The 16,139-nt window shown below is 70.7% G+C and carries 18 protein-coding genes; 12 read left to right on the top strand and 6 right to left on the bottom strand.

Annotated features, from left to right (window positions below; translation table 11 throughout):
• Nucleotides 1-119: 119 nt before the first annotated feature.
• The 4 genes from QTI45_RS29210 to QTI45_RS29195 are packed head-to-tail and all read left to right on the top strand — an operon-like array spanning nucleotide 120 to nucleotide 2,926.
• On the top strand, nucleotides 120-1,022 hold the full coding sequence (locus QTI45_RS29210; protein WP_286372177.1) for a DMT family transporter: 903 nt from the start codon (nucleotides 120-122) through the stop codon (nucleotides 1,020-1,022).
• Complete coding sequence (locus QTI45_RS29205; protein WP_286372178.1) at nucleotides 1,019-1,933, top strand: glutaminase; 915 nt, start codon at nucleotides 1,019-1,021, stop codon at nucleotides 1,931-1,933. Before QTI45_RS29210 ends, QTI45_RS29205 begins: the two co-directional genes overlap by 4 nt.
• Nucleotides 1,934-1,941: 8 nt before the next feature.
• Nucleotides 1,942-2,424 carry a hypothetical protein gene (locus QTI45_RS29200; protein ID WP_286372179.1) on the top strand — a complete coding sequence of 161 codons (483 nt, stop codon included), beginning with the start codon at nucleotides 1,942-1,944 and terminating at the stop codon, nucleotides 2,422-2,424.
• A gap of 37 nt (nucleotides 2,425-2,461) precedes the next feature.
• Nucleotides 2,462-2,926 (top strand): CopD family protein, encoded by a 465-nt coding sequence (locus QTI45_RS29195; protein ID WP_286372180.1) that lies wholly within the window; start codon nucleotides 2,462-2,464, stop codon nucleotides 2,924-2,926.
• A gap of 12 nt (nucleotides 2,927-2,938) precedes the next feature.
• On the opposite strand, the gene QTI45_RS29190 is transcribed toward QTI45_RS29195, so the two are convergent.
• Entirely contained in the window at nucleotides 2,939-3,829 is an 891-nt protein-coding gene (locus QTI45_RS29190) for a LysR family transcriptional regulator (RefSeq protein WP_286372181.1), read from the bottom strand.
• Nucleotides 3,830-3,891: 62 nt separating this feature from the next.
• Between QTI45_RS29190 and QTI45_RS29185 the strand changes: the two genes are divergently transcribed.
• Nucleotides 3,892-4,161, top strand: coding sequence for a YjiS-like domain-containing protein (locus QTI45_RS29185; protein WP_353621340.1), 270 nt, complete (start codon nucleotides 3,892-3,894; stop codon nucleotides 4,159-4,161).
• Here QTI45_RS29185 and treF read toward each other — a convergent pair.
• The 3 genes from treF to QTI45_RS29170 are packed head-to-tail and all read right to left on the bottom strand — an operon-like array spanning nucleotide 4,079 to nucleotide 8,189.
• Nucleotides 4,079-5,746, bottom strand: coding sequence for an alpha,alpha-trehalase TreF (gene treF / locus QTI45_RS29180; RefSeq protein WP_286372183.1), 1,668 nt, complete (start codon nucleotides 5,744-5,746; stop codon nucleotides 4,079-4,081). The genes QTI45_RS29185 and treF overlap by 83 nt on opposite strands.
• Nucleotides 5,743-6,990: a CaiB/BaiF CoA transferase family protein gene (locus QTI45_RS29175; protein ID WP_286372184.1), complete on the bottom strand. Its 1,248-nt coding sequence runs from the start codon at nucleotides 6,988-6,990 to the stop codon at nucleotides 5,743-5,745. The genes treF and QTI45_RS29175 overlap by 4 nt, the downstream gene beginning before the upstream one ends.
• Nucleotides 6,990-8,189, bottom strand: a complete 1,200-nt coding sequence (locus tag QTI45_RS29170) for an acyl-CoA dehydrogenase (RefSeq protein ID WP_286372185.1) — start codon at nucleotides 8,187-8,189, stop codon at nucleotides 6,990-6,992. The genes QTI45_RS29175 and QTI45_RS29170 overlap by 1 nt, the downstream gene beginning before the upstream one ends.
• 173 nt (nucleotides 8,190-8,362) lie before the next feature.
• Here QTI45_RS29170 and QTI45_RS29165 point away from each other — a divergent pair, with 173 nt between their 5' ends.
• Nucleotides 8,363-9,325, top strand: a complete 963-nt coding sequence (locus QTI45_RS29165) for a LysR substrate-binding domain-containing protein (protein WP_286372186.1) — start codon at nucleotides 8,363-8,365, stop codon at nucleotides 9,323-9,325.
• On the opposite strand, the gene QTI45_RS29160 is transcribed toward QTI45_RS29165, so the two are convergent.
• On the bottom strand, nucleotides 9,219-9,911 hold the full coding sequence (locus QTI45_RS29160; protein WP_353621339.1) for a TetR/AcrR family transcriptional regulator: 693 nt from the start codon (nucleotides 9,909-9,911) through the stop codon (nucleotides 9,219-9,221). The genes QTI45_RS29165 and QTI45_RS29160 overlap by 107 nt on opposite strands.
• Nucleotides 9,912-10,060: 149 nt before the next feature.
• Between QTI45_RS29160 and QTI45_RS29155 the strand changes: the two genes are divergently transcribed.
• Nucleotides 10,061-10,429, top strand: a complete 369-nt coding sequence (locus tag QTI45_RS29155; protein ID WP_286372188.1) for a hypothetical protein — start codon at nucleotides 10,061-10,063, stop codon at nucleotides 10,427-10,429.
• 111 nt (nucleotides 10,430-10,540) lie between these two features.
• Nucleotides 10,541-11,125, top strand: coding sequence for a hypothetical protein (locus QTI45_RS29150; RefSeq protein ID WP_286372189.1), 585 nt, complete (start codon nucleotides 10,541-10,543; stop codon nucleotides 11,123-11,125).
• Nucleotides 11,126-11,144: 19 nt separating this feature from the next.
• Here QTI45_RS29150 and QTI45_RS29145 read toward each other — a convergent pair whose 3' ends face one another.
• The gene (locus QTI45_RS29145; protein ID WP_286372190.1) at nucleotides 11,145-11,792 is read right to left on the bottom strand and encodes a hypothetical protein; all 648 of its coding nucleotides are present in this window, start codon (nucleotides 11,790-11,792) and stop codon (nucleotides 11,145-11,147) included.
• A gap of 87 nt (nucleotides 11,793-11,879) precedes the next feature.
• Between QTI45_RS29145 and QTI45_RS29140 the strand changes: the two genes are divergently transcribed.
• The 4 genes from QTI45_RS29140 to QTI45_RS29125 all read left to right on the top strand — a co-directional run bounded on the left by QTI45_RS29140 (nucleotide 11,880) and on the right by QTI45_RS29125 (nucleotide 16,086).
• Nucleotides 11,880-12,782, top strand: a complete 903-nt coding sequence (locus QTI45_RS29140; RefSeq protein ID WP_286372191.1) for a LysR family transcriptional regulator — start codon at nucleotides 11,880-11,882, stop codon at nucleotides 12,780-12,782.
• A gap of 132 nt (nucleotides 12,783-12,914) precedes the next feature.
• A complete protein-coding gene (locus tag QTI45_RS29135) occupies nucleotides 12,915-14,330 on the top strand; it encodes a nucleobase:cation symporter-2 family protein (RefSeq protein ID WP_286372193.1) in 1,416 nt (471 codons plus the stop codon).
• Between the two features lies 1 nt (nucleotide 14,331).
• Nucleotides 14,332-15,750, top strand: a complete 1,419-nt coding sequence (locus QTI45_RS29130) for an 8-oxoguanine deaminase (protein ID WP_286372194.1) — start codon at nucleotides 14,332-14,334, stop codon at nucleotides 15,748-15,750.
• 63 nt (nucleotides 15,751-15,813) lie between these two features.
• Complete coding sequence (locus tag QTI45_RS29125; RefSeq protein ID WP_286372195.1) at nucleotides 15,814-16,086, top strand: hypothetical protein; 273 nt, start codon at nucleotides 15,814-15,816, stop codon at nucleotides 16,084-16,086.
• Nucleotides 16,087-16,139 lie beyond the last annotated feature (53 nt).

The following is a 16,139-nucleotide window of genomic DNA, read 5'->3' as shown; positions in this document are numbered from 1 at the left end:
GTGCTGCTGGCGTCGAACTGATGATCGTCACCCGCGGCCAGCCGCCCCATGCAGTCGCACGCGACTGATCGCTTTTGCCCGGCCCCCGGGCCGCAACACAAGAAGAACAGAGACAACGAATGATCGAACGCAAGGAACACCTCGACTCCCGCGCGACCGCCCTGCTGCTCGCCTGCTGCGCCTTCTGGGGCCTGCAGCAGATCCTCATCAAGACCACGGTGGCCGAAGTGCCGCCGCTGTGGCAGGCCTCGATCCGCATGACCGGCGCGGTCGTGCTGCTGTGGGCCTGGTGCGTGCGGCGCGGCGTGCCGCTGTTCGACCGCGACGGCACGCTGCCGGGCGGCCTGCTGGCGGGTGCGCTGTTCGCCGGGGAGTTCACCTGCATCTACCTCGGCCTGCAGCTGACGACCGCCTCGCGGCTTACGGTGTTCCTCTACACCTCGCCCTTCGTGGTCGCGCTGCTGCTGCCGCGCTGGGTCCCGGCGGAGCGCCTGCGCGGCCTGCAATGGATCGGCCTGGCGCTGGCCTTCGCGGGCGTGGTGCTGGCCTTCAGCGAGAGCTTCGGCCACAGCACCTCGGCGCAATTGCGCGGCGATGCGCTGGCGCTCGCCGCGGGCGTGCTGTGGGGGCTGACCACCCTGACCATCCGCACCACGCGCCTGGCCACCGCCAGCGCCGAGAAGACGCTCTTCTATCAGATCGCGGTGACCGCGGCGGTCTCGCCGCTGCTGTCGCTGCTGCTCGGCGAGCGCTGGGGCTTCGCGTATTCGGGCTATGCCTGGTTCTCGATCGGGCTGCAGACCGCGATCGGCGCCTTCGCGAGCTATCTGGCCTGGATGTGGCTGCTGCGCCATTACCCGGCCACCCGCATCTCGTCCTTCACCTTCCTCACGCCGCTGTTCGCACTGGTGTTCGGCGTCGTGCTGCTGTCGGAACCGCTGACGCTGCAACTGGTGCTGGCACTGGCCGGCGTGGCGTTCGGCCTCGTGCTGGTGAATCGTCGACCCGGAGCCAAGCCATGAACTTCCAGCCCGTGCTCGACGCCATCGACGCCGAGCTTCGCCCGCTGCTCGGCGCCGAGGGCCAGGTGGCCAGCTACATCCCGGCGCTCGCGCGCGTGCCGGCAGCGCAGTTCGGCATCGCGCTGCGGACCTGCGACGGCCATGAAGCGGCCGCCGGCGACGCCGACACGCCGTTCTCGATCCAGAGCATCTCGAAGCTGTTCACGCTGACGCTCGCCATGCGCCGCCTCGGCGATGCGCTGTGGGAGCGCATCGGCCGCGAGCCCTCGGGCAATCCCTTCAACTCGCTGGTGCAGCTGGAGCACGAGCACGGCGTGCCGCGCAACCCCTTCATCAATGCAGGCGCGATCGCGGTCGCCGACCGACTCGTGAGCCTGGGCCATGCCAAGGCCGACCTGCTGGCGCTGATGTCGGATCTGTGCGGCGAGGCGATCGCCTACGACGAGGAAGTGGCCGCCTCCGAAGCCGTGACCGGCTTCCGCAACATCGCGCTGGCGAATTTCATGAAGAGCTTCGGCAAGATCGACAACGACGTGCGCGAAGTGCTGAGCCTCTACTTCCACCAGTGCGCGATCCGCATGAACTGCCGCCAGCTGGCGCGCGCCGCCGCCTTCCTGTGCCGCGACGGCGCGCACCCGAGCGACGGCGAACCCGAGGTCACGACCGAACGCCATACGCGCCGCATCAACGCGCTGATGCTGACCTGCGGCACCTACGACGCTGCCGGCGACGTCGCCTTCTCGATCGGCCTGCCCTGCAAGAGCGGCGTCGGCGGCGGCATCGTCGCGGTGGTTCCCGACCAGCTGACGCTGTGCGTCTGGTCGCCGGCGCTCGATGCCAACGGCAACTCGCTGCTGGGCCTGAAGGCGCTCGAGCTGTTCGCGACCCGCACCGGCCTTTCCATCTTTTGATTGCACCCATGACAGAACCCTCAGACACCGCCCCCCCGATCCAGGAAGCCACCCTCTGGAGCGACGAGCTCTGGACCGCCCGCGTGATCAAGAACGAAGACGACGACGGCTGGGCCGTCGCCATGACCCGCCAGGGCGACCCCGAGCCGGCGCTGGTCGGCCCCTGGACCATGGGCCGCGACAAGAAGAACCCCAAGCCGCTCGACGCGCCGGCCTTCCACACGCTGGTGAAGACGGCGTCCGAAGTGCTGCGCCGCCATGAGCAGCAGCTGCACGCGCAGTTGAACAAGAGCGTCAGCGTGGGCGCCGGTTCGGAACGCATCCGCGTGTCGCTGCAGATCGTGCCCGACGAGGACAACCCGCACGCGATGCTGAGGGCGCACGACGAATCCGGCAGCGAACTCGCCGAGCTGCGCGTGAAGCCCGACTTCAGGCTCAGCGCCGCCAGCGCCGAGGCCTGGATCGAAAGCGGCTTCGAGAAGCCCCGCTGAAGCCGCGGGTCATCGGCGTTCTGGTCTACGCTACGCCATGCCCCTACTGCCCGCCCTCCTGTTGTTCCTCCACCTGCTCGCCGCCGCCTTCTGGGTCGGCGGCATGGCGACCATGCACTTCGCGGTGCGTCCGGCTGCCGTCGCCAGCCTGGAGCCGCCGCTGCGCCTGCCCTTCATGGCGGCGGCGTTGTCGCGCTTCTTCGTCGGCGTCTCGACCGCGATCGCCGTGCTGCTGGCCACTGGCCTCGGGCTGGTCTGGCTGCATGGCGGCTTCGCGCGGGTCCACTGGAGCGTGCACGCGATGTTCACGCTCGGCCTGGTGATGATGGCGCTGTTCCTGCACCTGCGATTCGCGCCCTACCCACGCCTGGTGCGCGCGGTCGCGGCGCGCGAGTGGCCGGTGGCGGCGGCGAACCTGAACACGGTCCGCAAGCTGGTCTCCGTGAACTTGGTGCTGGGCGTGCTCGTCTTTGCCATCGCGGTGCTCGGCCGCGCGCTTTGACGGCACGCCGGCTCAGCGCTGGCTGAAGGTCTCCAGCACCCGTAGCACGCTCTCGGTCGCGCCATCGAGCGCCGCGCGCGGCCGATGCGCGATGCCCAGCCGCCGCACCAGCGGCGGCCGCAGCGGCAGCATGCGCATGCGCTCGTCGTGCGGATCGTCACTGGCCGGCAGCACCGGCAGCACCGCGGCGCCGTAGCCCGCGGCCACCAGGCTGCGCATCGCGGCGTCGTAGTTGAGCTCGATGCGCGGCCGCGGCGCCTCGCCCGCGGCCGCGAACCACTCGGTCGTGAGCCGGTACATGTGGGTGCTGCTGTCGTTGGCGATCAGCGGCTGCTGCGCCAGCCACTTCGGTGTCGCCCGTTGCGGCGACTTCCACTTGCGCGGCACGAAAGCCATCATCGGCTGGTTGCGCCAGCGCGTCACGACCAGATCGCGCAGGGGCGGCTGCGGCATCGCCACCAGCCCGATGTCGATCGTGCCCATGGCGAGCCGCGCCATCGCTTCGTTGGAGCCCAGGATGCTGACCTCGACATCGATGCCGGCATGGCTCTGCTCGAGCGCCTCGAGCACCTGCGGCAGCAGGTCGACCACCACGCCGGTGGAGGTGCCCAGGCGCACCCGCCCGACGCGGCCCTCGGCCTGCCGCCGCACCGCGTCGACCGCCTCGTCGGCGTCGCGCAGCAGCTGGCGGGCGCGCTCGACCAGCGCGGCGCCGGCCGCCGTCGGCGTGACCCGGCGACTTCCGCGCATGACCAGGCGGGCACCGAGGCGCGATTCGAGTTCGCTGATGTGCAGGCTGACCGTCGGCTGCGCGAGGTGCAGGGCCCGGGCCGCGGCGGAGAAGCTGCCGAGGTCGGCGATCGAGACCAGCGTGCGCAATTGATCGAGGTTGAGTTGTCTCATCAGGAAAGCTGATCGGAAGTGACAGGATTCTCAACTTCCACAATAGCACGCGCGCTTGCAAGATGGACTCCCGTTCAAGGAGCCATGCCATGCCATCGAGAAAGCCCGCCTTCGTCATTCGCCTGTCGGAGGCGGTTCGGCTGGCCGGCCATCGCCGACGCGACCAGCGCCTGCTGCGGGCGATGAGCGATCGCGACTTGTGCGACCTGGGTGTGGGTCGCAGCCAGATCCCGGCGCTGCTGGAGCCGCTCAGCGATGCTGGGGCACCGCCGCATGCGCGACGCAGCCATGGGCCGTGTGCTGGCGGTGTTCCGCCAGCAGTGCTGCGGTGACGCCGTTGGTCCAGCCGAAGCCGTCCTGGAGCGGGTACTCGCCGCCGGCGCCGCCTTCGGTGTCGTCCTGCTCGACCCGCCGCAGCGCGTATTTCTCGACCAGCTTGCCCTCACGCTCGTAGAGCGCGGCGACGGTCGCGAGCCAGCGCCTGGCGATGCTGCGCGACAGCGCCTCGTGGCCGTAGTCGGCAAATCCACGCACCGCCATCCACTGCAGCGCCGCCCAGCCGTTGGGCCGGTCCCATTGCTGGTCGCTGCCGCACTCGGTGGTCGAGAGGCCGCCGTGCGCCAGCAGGCGCTGCGACACGGTCCGCGCCAAGGCCTCGGCCTGGGCAGGCGTCGCGACCCCGACGAACAAGGGCACGACGCTGGCCGCTGTCAGGCAGCTGCGGCGAGCGCCCAGGCGCCAGTCGTGGTCGAAGAAGGCGCCCTGCTGCGGATCCCAGAACAGTTCGCGGATCGCGGCCCCGCGCGCATTCGCCTGGCGCTCGAACGCCTGCGCAGCTTGGGCGTCGCCGGCCTGCGCGCTCAAGGCGGCGATCGTGCTTTCGAGCTTGTACAGAAAGGCGTTGAGGTCCACCGGCAGGATGTCGGTGGTGCACAGCGAAGCGAGCGACGCGGCCGTTGCCGCGCGCACATGGCCGCGCTGCTGCGATTCGCGCGGCGGCGCTTCGCGCATCCAGCGGCTGCTGAAGTCCCATCCGGACTCGCAGGCGGCGCGGATCTCGCGGTAGATCTCGGCCGGCGCACGTGTGCAGGCACGCGCGGTGGCCACGTCCTCGATCCACGACTCCTCGCGCGGCGTGTCGCGCTCGTCCCAGTGGCGATTCAGGCGTGCGCCGCCCGGCAGCCGCACCACGTGCCGGCTTGCCTCGCCCGCGGCCAGCGCCTCGCCGCCGCTCATCCACCAGGCATGCTCGCGGCGCAGCTGCGGCAGGAACTCGACCGCGTCGAGCGCGCCGAAGCGCTGCCCGAGTTCGACCATCAGCGCGAACACCGGCGGCTGCGACCGGCCCAGGTAGTAGCTGCGCGTGCCGTTGGGCACGTGACCGTAGGTGTCGATCAGGTAGGCGAAGTTCTCCACCATGCCGCGCACCAGCGGGCGGTGGTCTTCGGCGGCCAGCCCCAGCAGCGTGAAATAGGAGTCCCAGTAGTAGAGCTCGCGGAAGCGGCCGCCGGGCACCAGGTACGGGTGCGGCAGTTGCAGCAGCGAGCACAGCGACGGATGCGACTGGGGATGCCGCGTCAGCACCGGCCAGAGATCCTCGATGTGCGCGGCGATCGGCTGTCCGGGCACCGAGACGTAGTCGCTGGGCGCCGGTTCGGAAAGCTGGAAGTTCGCCTGCACGAAGGCGGCGAGATCGAAGCCCGGCTGCGCGCTCCGCGCCCGGTAGGCGGCCACGATGGCGTCCGGGTCGCCGAGCGGCGCGCAGTCGACGAAGGTCTTGCTGTCGGCGAACACGTGGCCCGACTGGACCGCGACGAACAGCTCCTGGTAGCGGTCCGCCGGCGTCAGCGTGTCGGGTGCGGGCGCGGCCGCCGCGCGCGTCGAGCGCTTCGCGGCGGCCGTGCCCGGATCGGTCAAAGCACGCCTGCCGCCCGCCATGCCGCGCGCTGCGCGGCGTCGATGCCGAGTTCGGCCAGCACCTCGTCGGTGTGCTGGCCCAGCGCCGGCGGCGCGCGGCGCAGCACCGGCGGCGTGGCCGACAGCCGCAGCGGACTGGCAACGCCGACGATCTGTTCGATGCCGTCGCCGGCATCCCGCGGCAGGGTCACGGCCAGGCCGCGCGCCTTCACCTGGTCGTCCTCGAAGGCCTGGGCGATGTCGTTGATCGGGCCGCAGGGCACGGCCTTGTCCTCGAGCAGCGCGATCCATTGCGCGGTGCTGCGGGTACGGGTCACGGCTTCCATCTGCGGGATCAACAGCTCGCGGTACTTGACGCGCAGCGTGTTGGTGGCGAAGCGCGGGTCGGTGGCCCATTCGGGATGGCCGGCGGCTTCGCAGAAGCGCGTGAACTGGCCGTTGTTGCCGATCGCCAGCAGCATCGCGCCATCGGCGGTGCGGAAGTCCTGGTACGGCGCCAGGCTCGGATGGCTGTTGCCCTGGCGCTGCGGCGCCACGCCGGTGTTGAGGAAGGCGCTGGCCTGGTTGGCCAGGATCGCCATGCCGACGTCGAGCAGCGCCATGTCGATGTGCTGGCCTTCCCCGGTGCGGTGGCGCACTTCGATCGCGGCCAGGATCGCGGTGCTGGCGTAGACGCCGGTGAACAGGTCGGTGAGCGCGACGCCGACCCGCAGCGGTCCGCCGCCGGGCACGTCGTCGGGGCGGCCGGTGATGCTCATCATGCCGGTGGTGGCCTGGATCATCAGGTCGTAGCCGGCGCGCATGGCGTGCGGGCCGTCGTGGCCGAAGCCGGTCACGCTGCAGTAGATGAGGCGCGGATTGGCGGCCCGCAGGCTCTCGTGGTCGAGGCCGTACTGCTTGAGGCCGCCGGTCTTGAAGTTCTCGACCAGGATGTCGCTCTCGGCCGCCATCCGCTTGAGCAGCGCCTGGCCGTCGGGCGTCGCCATGTCGATCGTGACCGAGCGCTTGTTGCGGTTGCAGGCCGTGAAGTAGGTGGCCTGGTGGGTGTCGTTGCCGTCCGCGTCCTTCAGGAAGGGCGGGCCCCAGCCGCGGGTGTCGTCGCCGACCCCCGGCCGCTCGATCTTGATCACGTCGGCGCCCAGGTCGGCGAGGATCTGGGTGCACCACGGTCCCGCGAGCACGCGGGACAGGTCGAGGACCTTGAGGCCCGCGAGGGCGCCTTGCGTGGCGGCGGGGGCGGTCATCAGTTCGCGAAGGCGGCGATGCCGGTCTGCGCGCGGCCCAGGATGAGCGCGTGGATGTCGTGCGTGCCTTCGTAGGTGTTGACCACCTCGAGGTTCACCAGGTGGCGGGCCACGCCGAACTCGTCGCTGATGCCGTTGCCGCCCATCATGTCGCGCGCCAGGCGGGCGATGTCGAGCGCCTTGCCGCAGGAGTTGCGCTTCAGCAGCGAGGTCACCTCGACCGAGGCCGTGCCTTCGTCCTTCATGCGGCCCAGGCGCAGGCAGCCCTGCAGGCCCAGCGTGATCTCGGTCTGCATGTCGGCCAGCTTCTTCTGGATCAGCTGGTTGGCGGCCAGCGGGCGGCCGAACTGCTTGCGGTCGAGCGTGTACTGGCGGGCGCGGTGCCAGCAGTCCTCTGCGGCGCCGAGCGCACCCCAGGAGATGCCGTAGCGGGCGCTGTTGAGGCAGGTGAACGGGCCCTTCAAGCCCTGCACTTCGGGGAAGGCGTTTTCTTCCGGGCAGAACACGTTGTCCATGACGATCTCGCCGGTGATGGAGGCGCGCAGGCCGACCTTGCCGTGGATCGCCGGGGCGCTCAGGCCCTTGAAACCCTTCTCGAGCACGAAGCCGCGGATCGGGCCGACCGTGCCGCTTTCGCTGACTTCCTTGGCCCAGACCACGAAGACGTCGGCGATCGGGCTGTTGCTGATCCACATCTTGGCGCCGGTGAGCGCGTAGCCGCCCGGCACCTTCTTGGCGCGGGTGACCATGCTGCCGGGGTCGGAGCCGTGGTCGGGCTCGGTCAGGCCGAAGCAGCCGATCCATTCGCCGGTGGCCAGCTTGGGCAGGTACTTCTGCTTTTGCGCCTCGGTGCCGAATTCGTTGATCGGGACCATCACCAGCGAGCTCTGGACGCTGGCCATCGAGCGGTAGCCGGAGTCGACGCGCTCGACTTCACGGGCGATCAGGCCGTAGCAGACGTAGTTGAGGCCGGGGCCGCCGTACTGCTCGGGGATGGTCGGGCCCAACAGGCCCAGGGCGCCCATCTCGCGGAAGATGGCCGGGTCGGTTTCACCGGTGCGGAAGCCTTCGATCACGCGCGGCGCCAGGCGCTCCTGGCAGTAGGCGTTGGCGGCATCGCGCACCATGCGCTCGTCGTCGGTGAGCTGCTGGTCGAGCAGGAGGGGGTCGTCCCATTGGAATGCGGCGTGCTTGGCCATGTGAGGTCTCCGTGGATAGGTGCTGAGGTTGGGCGTGATCGTAAGCTTCGGAGGAAGCCAGTGCAAACGACGATTCGACACCCAGTTATGCGTTTGACGCACTTCAAAGCACAATGTGCCTGGGAGCCATCACTTGAACAAGGCCCACCTCAACTATGTAGCGACCGCATACCATGCGCCGAAAGATCCCCTCCACCCAGGCCCTGATCTGCTTCGAGGCCGCCGCCCGCCACGAGAGCTACACGCGTGCCGCGCAGGAGCTCGCCCTGACCCAGAGCGCGGTGTCGCGCCAGATCACCGCCCTCGAGGACTTCCTGGGCATGGCGCTGTTTCGCCGCACGCGGCATGGCGTGGCGCTGACGCCGGCCGGCGCCGACTATGCGCGGCAGATCGCCCGGCAGCTCGACACGATGGAGCGCGACACGCTCGACGCCATGGCCCGCCAGGGCCTCGGCGGCTCGCTGCAGCTGGCGGCGGTGCCGACCTTCGCGACGGTCTGGCTGATCCCGCGGCTGCCCGATTTCGCGGCCCGCCACCCCGACATCACGGTCCATATCGAGACCCGCACGCGCCCCTTCCTGTTCAACGAGACGCCGTTCGACGCCGCGCTCTATACCGGGACCCCGGCGCAGGCGGCCAACTGGGCCGGCACGCGGTCGACCGCGCTGCTCAACGAGGACGTGCTGCCGGTCTGCAGCCCGGCCCTGATCGCGCCGCGCACACAGCTCTCGCCGGCAGCGGTGGCCCGATTGCCGCTGCTCCAGCAGAGCACCCGCCCCGAGGGCTGGCGCCAGTGGTTCGATGCCCAGCAGGTCGATGCGCCGCGCGCGCACAGCGGTCCGCGCTACGAGCTGTTCTCGATGCTCGCGACCGCCGCGGCGCACGGGCTCGGGGTGGCGCTGATGCCGCGCATGCTGATCGAGGCCGAGCTGGCCCGGGGCGAGCTGGTGGTGGCTTGCGACCGGCCGCTGCGCGGAGAGCGCAGCTATTTCCTGGTCTCGCCGGCGGCGCAGGACGAGCGGCCGGCGCTCAGGCTCTTTCGCGAGTGGCTGCTCGCGCAGGCTTCGGGCCCGGCGGCTGATCCGCACGATGCGCCTTCGCCATCGCCTCGAGCCCGGCCAGCGCGTAGCGGATGAACTCTTCGGCCAGGCCCTCGCCGGTGAGCGCCGGCAGCAGCCGGGCCGGCACCTCCTTGGGCGCCACGAGGATGACCAGACAGGGCAGCAGCGCGAACATCAGGCCGCGCTGGGTCGCCGGATGGTCCAGCGGCAGGCCCAGAACCTCGCCCAACAGCCCCAGCAGCAGCCTGGACTTGGGCCGCATCGCCTGCTCGATCAGCGCCGGCACCGCGGCCGAGGGCGTCAACACCTCGCGCAGCATGACCCGGAAGCCCCAGGGCGCGGCGCCGCGCGCCGACAGACCGATCAGGTGCGCGAGCAGCGCGCGCAACTTCTGCTTCGGGTCGCCCTGCCCCTGCGTCAGCGCCAGCAGGTCGTCCAGCGCCATCACCTGCCGATGAGCCTCGATCAGCACCGCCTCGTACAAGGCGTCGCGGCTGCCGAAGTGGTAGTTCACCGAGGCCATCGGCGTGCCGGCGCGCGCACAGATCTCCTTGCTGGTGCCGTCGGCGAAACCTCGCTCGGCGAACACCTGTCCGGCCGTCTCGAGCAGCAGTGCGCGCGTGGCATCGCCGTCGGGGCGCGGCGAACGCGCAGCGGGCACGGGGGACTTCTTCTTGGCTGGCGCAAGCATGCTCTGAGGGTGGGCCGAGGCGGCTGAAGTTTGAATTTAAATTTGGATTCGCAGGCGCGAGTCTACTTGAGCGCCTGCGGGATCGGGGATGATGGCCGGCTGAAACCCGCGAGGCGCGCATGACATTGGACTATCTGGATTTCGACTACAGCGAGGACACCGAGGGCGTCGGCGTCTTCGACGCGATGGCGAGCACCGGCGCGCCCCAGGTCGCCGCGGTGCATGCCGAGATCGCGCAGGTGCTGGCCTGGGCGCACGCCGGCTTCGGCGAGCCTGGGGCGGCGGTCGGCGACGGCGGCGACTGGGACTACGACCTGCAGGGCGTGCAGGAGACCAGCCGGCCCGAGGCCATCGACTTCGACCCCTCCACGGCGCAGCTTCGGGTGCAGGCGGGACCGCCCGGCATGGCCCGGCACACGGTCAGCCTGTCGATCAGCGGAACGCCGGAATTCTGTGCCGCCTTCCGCCAGGCCTTCGACCTCGGCTAGCAGCCGGCCGACGCGGACCGCGCAGCCGCGCAACCGCGCAACCGCGAACTGAACGGCCAATGCATCGCTGTTCGACCGATGCCGACGGCGGCAGCCGGCCGACAATCGGCCATGAGCATCCACAGCCTGCGCTTCACGGGACCCGAGATGGGGCCCTGCGTTCTGGGTGAACCGATGCTCGCCCACTACGGCGAGACCTTCATCGGGACGCTCGATCCGGTGCCGATCAGCCGGGGCGGCACCGAGGTGCGCATCGAGCATTTCACGGCGGCCGGCACCGAAGCCGGCCGGCGCCTGCAGAAGCTCAAGATCGGCCGCGTCGTGCTGCTCGAACTGGTCGCCTACATCGCCGAGCACTTCTCGAGCGTGACCTTGATCCAGATCTCGCTGGCACGCGACATCGAAGGCTACTCCGAAGGATTCCGTCTGGCGGCCGAGCGCTCCGCGATGCTGCAGGCGATCGGGGCCGAGCACATCCTGATCACGCCGATGCCCGACACCCGGCGCATGGGTCATTTCGTGGTGGCTGGCGTCTGGCAATACAAGCAGGCCAACCTGGCGGCGCTGATCCGGACGCTGGAGCTCGAATGGGCCGCTTTCGACGAGCGCGCGGCCGCCCCCCGGCCGACGCGCAAGCGGCGCTGGTTCTTCGCCCGCCGCCCGTCCGCCGGCGGCGCCCGCTGGCCACGGCGCTGACCCGGCGGGTTCGCACGCCCTACGCGGTCTCGAGCTCCCGGAAGCAGGCCAGCATCGCGGTGAGGCCCGCCGCCCCGGCCACCCCCTGCCGCCAGTCCGGCGCTTCGTGGTCCATCTGGGCGCAGAGGTCATCCCAGGCCTGCGCGAGCGCCGCCCACTCCGCCACGCCGGGCTCCGCGACCCGCTGCGCCAGCAGGGGCAGCGCATGGCGCAGCGCGGGCACCTGCTCGATCAGCAGCCGACAGCGCCGGAAGGCACCGGCATCGCGCGGCAGCTGCGGGGCGGGATGGCGATGGTGGCGCGGCCGCACGCCGGTCAGCAGGACGAACAGCGACAGGCTGGCCGGCCCCTGCTCGCCGGCCGCCAGCCAGCGCAGCGATTGCGGATCGAGCCGCAGCGCGGCCCGGCCCAGCTGCGCGCGCATGCGCTCGATCGCGGCCGGCGTCTCGCGCAGGCGCAGCCGCGCCAGCGCCCCGGGCGTGCCGATGACCGCGGTCGCGTCCAGCATGCGCGCCATGCCCGCATGCAGCAGCTCGGTGTCGTGGGCCTGCTTCATCAGCGCCAGGAACTCGGGCAGCGGCATGTGGCCATAGACGAGCCGGCACCCTTCGCGCATCAGGATGCGATAGCCCGGCTCGCCGGTGGGAGGGATCGTCCGTGTGTCCACCCCAATCTATCGGCAGCGGCGGCAGGCCTGAACAGGGGGTGACCGAAAAAATCCTGCGCGCACGGCTCGTGCAGAATCCGCGCCAGCATGCATGCCAAGGTCGTCCGCTATTTCGTCGAGGTGGTCCGCGCCGGCTCGATCCGCAAGGCGGCCGAGCAGCTGCACGTGGTGCCGACGGCGGTCAATCGGCAGATCCTCAATCTCGAAGAGGAACTGGGAGCGCCGCTGTTCGAGCGCATCCACAACACCCTCAAGCTGACGCCGGTCGGGGAGATCGTGCTGGCCCATGCCCGCAGCACGCTGCGCGACTTCGACGCCGTGCGCCAGCGCATCGAGGAAGTGCGCGGCCTGCGCGAAGGCGAAGCCTCGCTGGCGACGATGGCCGGCCTGGCCGGCGCCTTCCTTCCCACCGTGACGCAGCGCTTCCGCGCCGCCCATCCGGGGATCCGGCTGACGCTGCTCGACCTGCCGATCGCCGAGGTGCTGCGCAGCGTGCGCGACGGCGATGCCGACCTCGGGCTGGCCTACGACGTGCCCGACAGCGCCGGCTTCCGGACCCTGTTCACCAGCGAATGGCCGATCGGCGCGGTCGTGCCTCCCGGCCATCCGCTGACCGCGCAGGCGACGACGGTGCTCTCGGAATGCGTCGGCCACCCGCTGATCCTGCCGGCGGCGTCGCTGTCGCTGCGCCCGATCCTCGATGGCGCCTTCCGGCGGTCGGCGATCAGCGTCGCGCCGATCATCGAGACCACCTCGACCGCGCTGATGCGCCGGCTGGTGGTGCAGGGCGTCGGCATCACGCTGCTGAACCGGCTCGACATCGACGAGGAGCGCCGCGCCGGCTCGCTGGTCTTCGTGCCGCTGCGCGACGCCGGCCTGTCGCCGCAGACGCTCAAGCTCGTGATGCGCGCCGGCGGCGAGCCCGAGCCGGCCGCGACCCTGCTGGCGGAGCTGGTGATCCGCTGCCTCGACGATCTGCTGGCGCCCTGAGGCCCGGTTCGCCGCGCGGCCTGTCCACTTTTTGTGGACGCCATGGGCCAAACAATGACTTTGCGTGTGCACACCCTCGCTGCCTAGACTGCGGCCGTCCTTGCCCTTCGACGCCCTCAGAAAGGTCCCCTGATGCCTGCCACGCCATTCACGACCCGAGCCCCCGACAGCGACGCGGTCGACCAGAAGATCCCGCTTCCCCGCTGTGCCGCACTGAGCCTGCAGCACGTGCTCGTGATGTACGCCGGCACCATCGCCGTGCCGCTGATCGTCGGCAGCGCGCTGGGGCTGTCGAAGTCGGACATCGCCTTTCTCGTCAACGCCGACCTGCTCGCCGCCGGCATCGCCACGCTGGTGCAGGCGCTGGGCTTCTGGTGCTTCGGCATCCGCCTGCCGGTGATGATGGGCGTCACCTTCGCGGCGGTCGGGCCGATGATCGCGATCGGCGTCGACCCCTCGCTCGGCCTGCCGGCGATCTACGGCGCGACCATCGCGGCCGGCCTCTTCGGCATCGCGGTGGCGCCGCTGATGGGCCGGCTGCTCGGCGTCTTCCCGCCGCTGGTGACCGGCACCGTCATCACGCTGATCGGCGTCTCGCTGATGGGCGTGGCGATCCACTGGGCCGCCGGCGGCCAGCCGACGCAGTCGACGGTGATCGACGGCGTCCGCCATTCGGTGGCCAACCCGGCCTACGGCGATCCGGCCAACCTGGCGATCGCCGCCGTGGTGCTGGCGGTGGTGATCGTCCTGTCGCGCTTCGGCCGCGGGCTGGTGGCCAACATCTCGGTGCTGCTCGGCATCGTGGCCGGCGTCGCGCTGTCGCTGGCGCTCGGCCGCATGCGCTTCGACGGCATCGAGGAAGCCGGCTGGCTGGCGATCACGACGCCCTTCCACTTCGGCCTGCCGCGCTTCGAGTTCGGCGCCATCGTCTCGATGTGCATCGTCATGATGATCACGCTGGTCGAATCGACCGGGATGTTCCTGGCGCTCGGCGCCATCACCGGGCGTCGCATCACCCCCGACGCGCTGACGCGCGGCCTGCGCGCCGACGGGCTCGGCACCGTGATCGGCGGCGTCTTCAACACCTTCCCCTACACCTCCTTCTCGCAGAACGTCGGGCTGGTGACCGTCACCGGCGTGCGTTCGCGCTACGTCGCGGCGCTGGCGGGGCTGTTCCTGATCGCGCTGGCGCTGCTGCCGAAGGTGGCGCACATCGTGGCCTCGGTGCCCACCTTCGTGCTCGGTGGCGCGGGCATCGTGATGTTCGGCATGGTGGCGGCGACCGGGGTGCGCATCCTCGGCTCGATCGACTACAGCCAGAACCGCCATGCGCTCCACGTGATCGCGATCTCGATCGGCCTCGGCCTGGTGCCGACGCTGTCGCCCAACTTCTTCCAGCATTTCCCGGCCTGGACGCATCCCTTCACGCACAGCGGTATCGTGCTCGGAACTTGCGTGGCCGTGCTGCTGAACCTCTTCTACAACGGCGTGCTGCCGAAGGAGCGCGCCCTCGCGCTGGCCGCCGGCACTTCACATGGAACCGAATGACATGAGCTCTCCCGCGACGCCCCCCCGCCCGCTGATCCTCCGGCACGCCGACGTGCTGGTCACCATGGACGCCGCCCGGCGCGAGATCCCCGACGGCGCGGTCGTGACCGAGGGCCCGGCCGTCGCCTGGGTCGGCGCCACGGCCGAGCTGCCGGCGGTCTACGCCGAGGCCCTGGCACGCGGCCAGGCGGAGGCAATCGACCTGCGCGGCCACGTGGCGATGCCCGGGCTGGTCAACACCCACCACCACATGTACCAGAGCCTGACCCGCGCCGTGCCCGAGGCCCAGGACGCCGAGCTGTTCGGCTGGCTCACGAACCTCTACCTGCTGTGGGCCCGCATCACGCCCGAGATGATCCGGGTCTCGACCCGGACCGCGATGGCCGAGCTGATGCTGTCGGGCTGCACAACGACCAGCGACCATCTCTACCTGTTCCCGAACGGCTCACGGCTCGACGACTCGATCGAGGCCGCCGACGCCATGGGCATGCGCTTCCATGCGGCGCGCGGCAGCATGAGCGTGGGCAGGAGCCTGGGCGGCCTGCCGCCCGACGAGGTGGTCGAGACCGAGGAGGCGATCCTGCGCGACAGCGAGCGCCTGATCGACCGCTGGCACGATCCCTCGCGCCACGCGATGCGCCGCATCGTGCTGGCGCCCTGCTCGCCCTTCTCGGTCTCGCGCGACCTGATGCGGCTGTCGGCCGAACTGGCGCGCGAGCGCGGCGTCTCGCTCCACACCCACCTGGCCGAGAACGACAACGACATCGCCTACTCGCGCGAGAAATTCGGCATGACGCCGGCCGAGTACGCCGAAGACCTGGGCTGGGTCGGCCGCGACGTCTGGCATGCCCACTGCGTCAAGCTGGACGAGGCCGGCATCGCGCTGTTCGGGCGCACCGGCACCGGCGTGGCGCACTGCCCGTGCTCGAACATGCGGCTGGCCTCGGGCATCGCGCCGATCGGCGCGATGCGGCGGGCCGGCGTGCCGGTCGGGCTCGGCGTCGACGGCAGCGCCTCGAACGACGGCGCCCACCTGCTCGGCGAAGCGCGCCAGGCCATGCTGCTGCAGCGCGTGGGCTTCGGCCCGGCCGCGATGACCGCCCGCGAGGCGCTCGAGATCGCCACCCTGGGCGGCGCCCGCGTGCTCGGGCGCGACGACATCGGCGCGCTGGCGCCGGGCATGTCGGCCGACATCGTGGCCTTCGACCTGCGCGGGGTCGGGCATGCGGGCGCCGGCCACGACCCGGTCGCCGCGCTGGTGTTCTGCCAGCCGGGCGCCGCCGCGCTGAGCGTGATCGATGGCCGGGTGCGGATCCGGGACGGCCGCTTCGCCGATCTGGAGCTCGCGCCCCTTCTCGCGCGTCACCGCGAACTGGCGCGCACGCTGTACGAGCAGGCGCGCCACCCGCATGTGAATTGACCGCTGCCTCCGTCCCCGAAGGCGTATCCTTTCCGGTTCCGCCCCGGGCGGACCGGAACCATGATGGACGAACCAGATGACTGCAGCCTCGAACTCTCGCTGACCCTGCCCGAGGGCTGGACCTTCAGCCTCCAGCTCAGGCGCGGGGACGACCTGGCGCACGGCGGCGTCGCGGAACTGCACGAGAACGGGGTCCTGCGCTGCCGCATGCTGCTGTCCAACCTGGACCGCGACCGCAAGGTGGCGCTCGACCGGGTGGCGACGCGCGTGGAACTCTGGCTGGCCGAATGGCAGTCCAGGGATCACAGCGGCAGCTCGGGCTTCGCCGACCTCTAGCAGCGCCCGCTCACGGTTTTCGGTGATGGCGCTCGCGCTCCACTCTTTGTATC

This window comes from Variovorax saccharolyticus (genome assembly GCF_030316765.1).
Lineage (GTDB): Bacteria > Pseudomonadota > Gammaproteobacteria > Burkholderiales > Burkholderiaceae_C > Variovorax > Variovorax saccharolyticus.
Note: the sequence above shows the minus strand (reverse complement) of the source record. Positions and strands in the feature narration are given on the sequence as shown.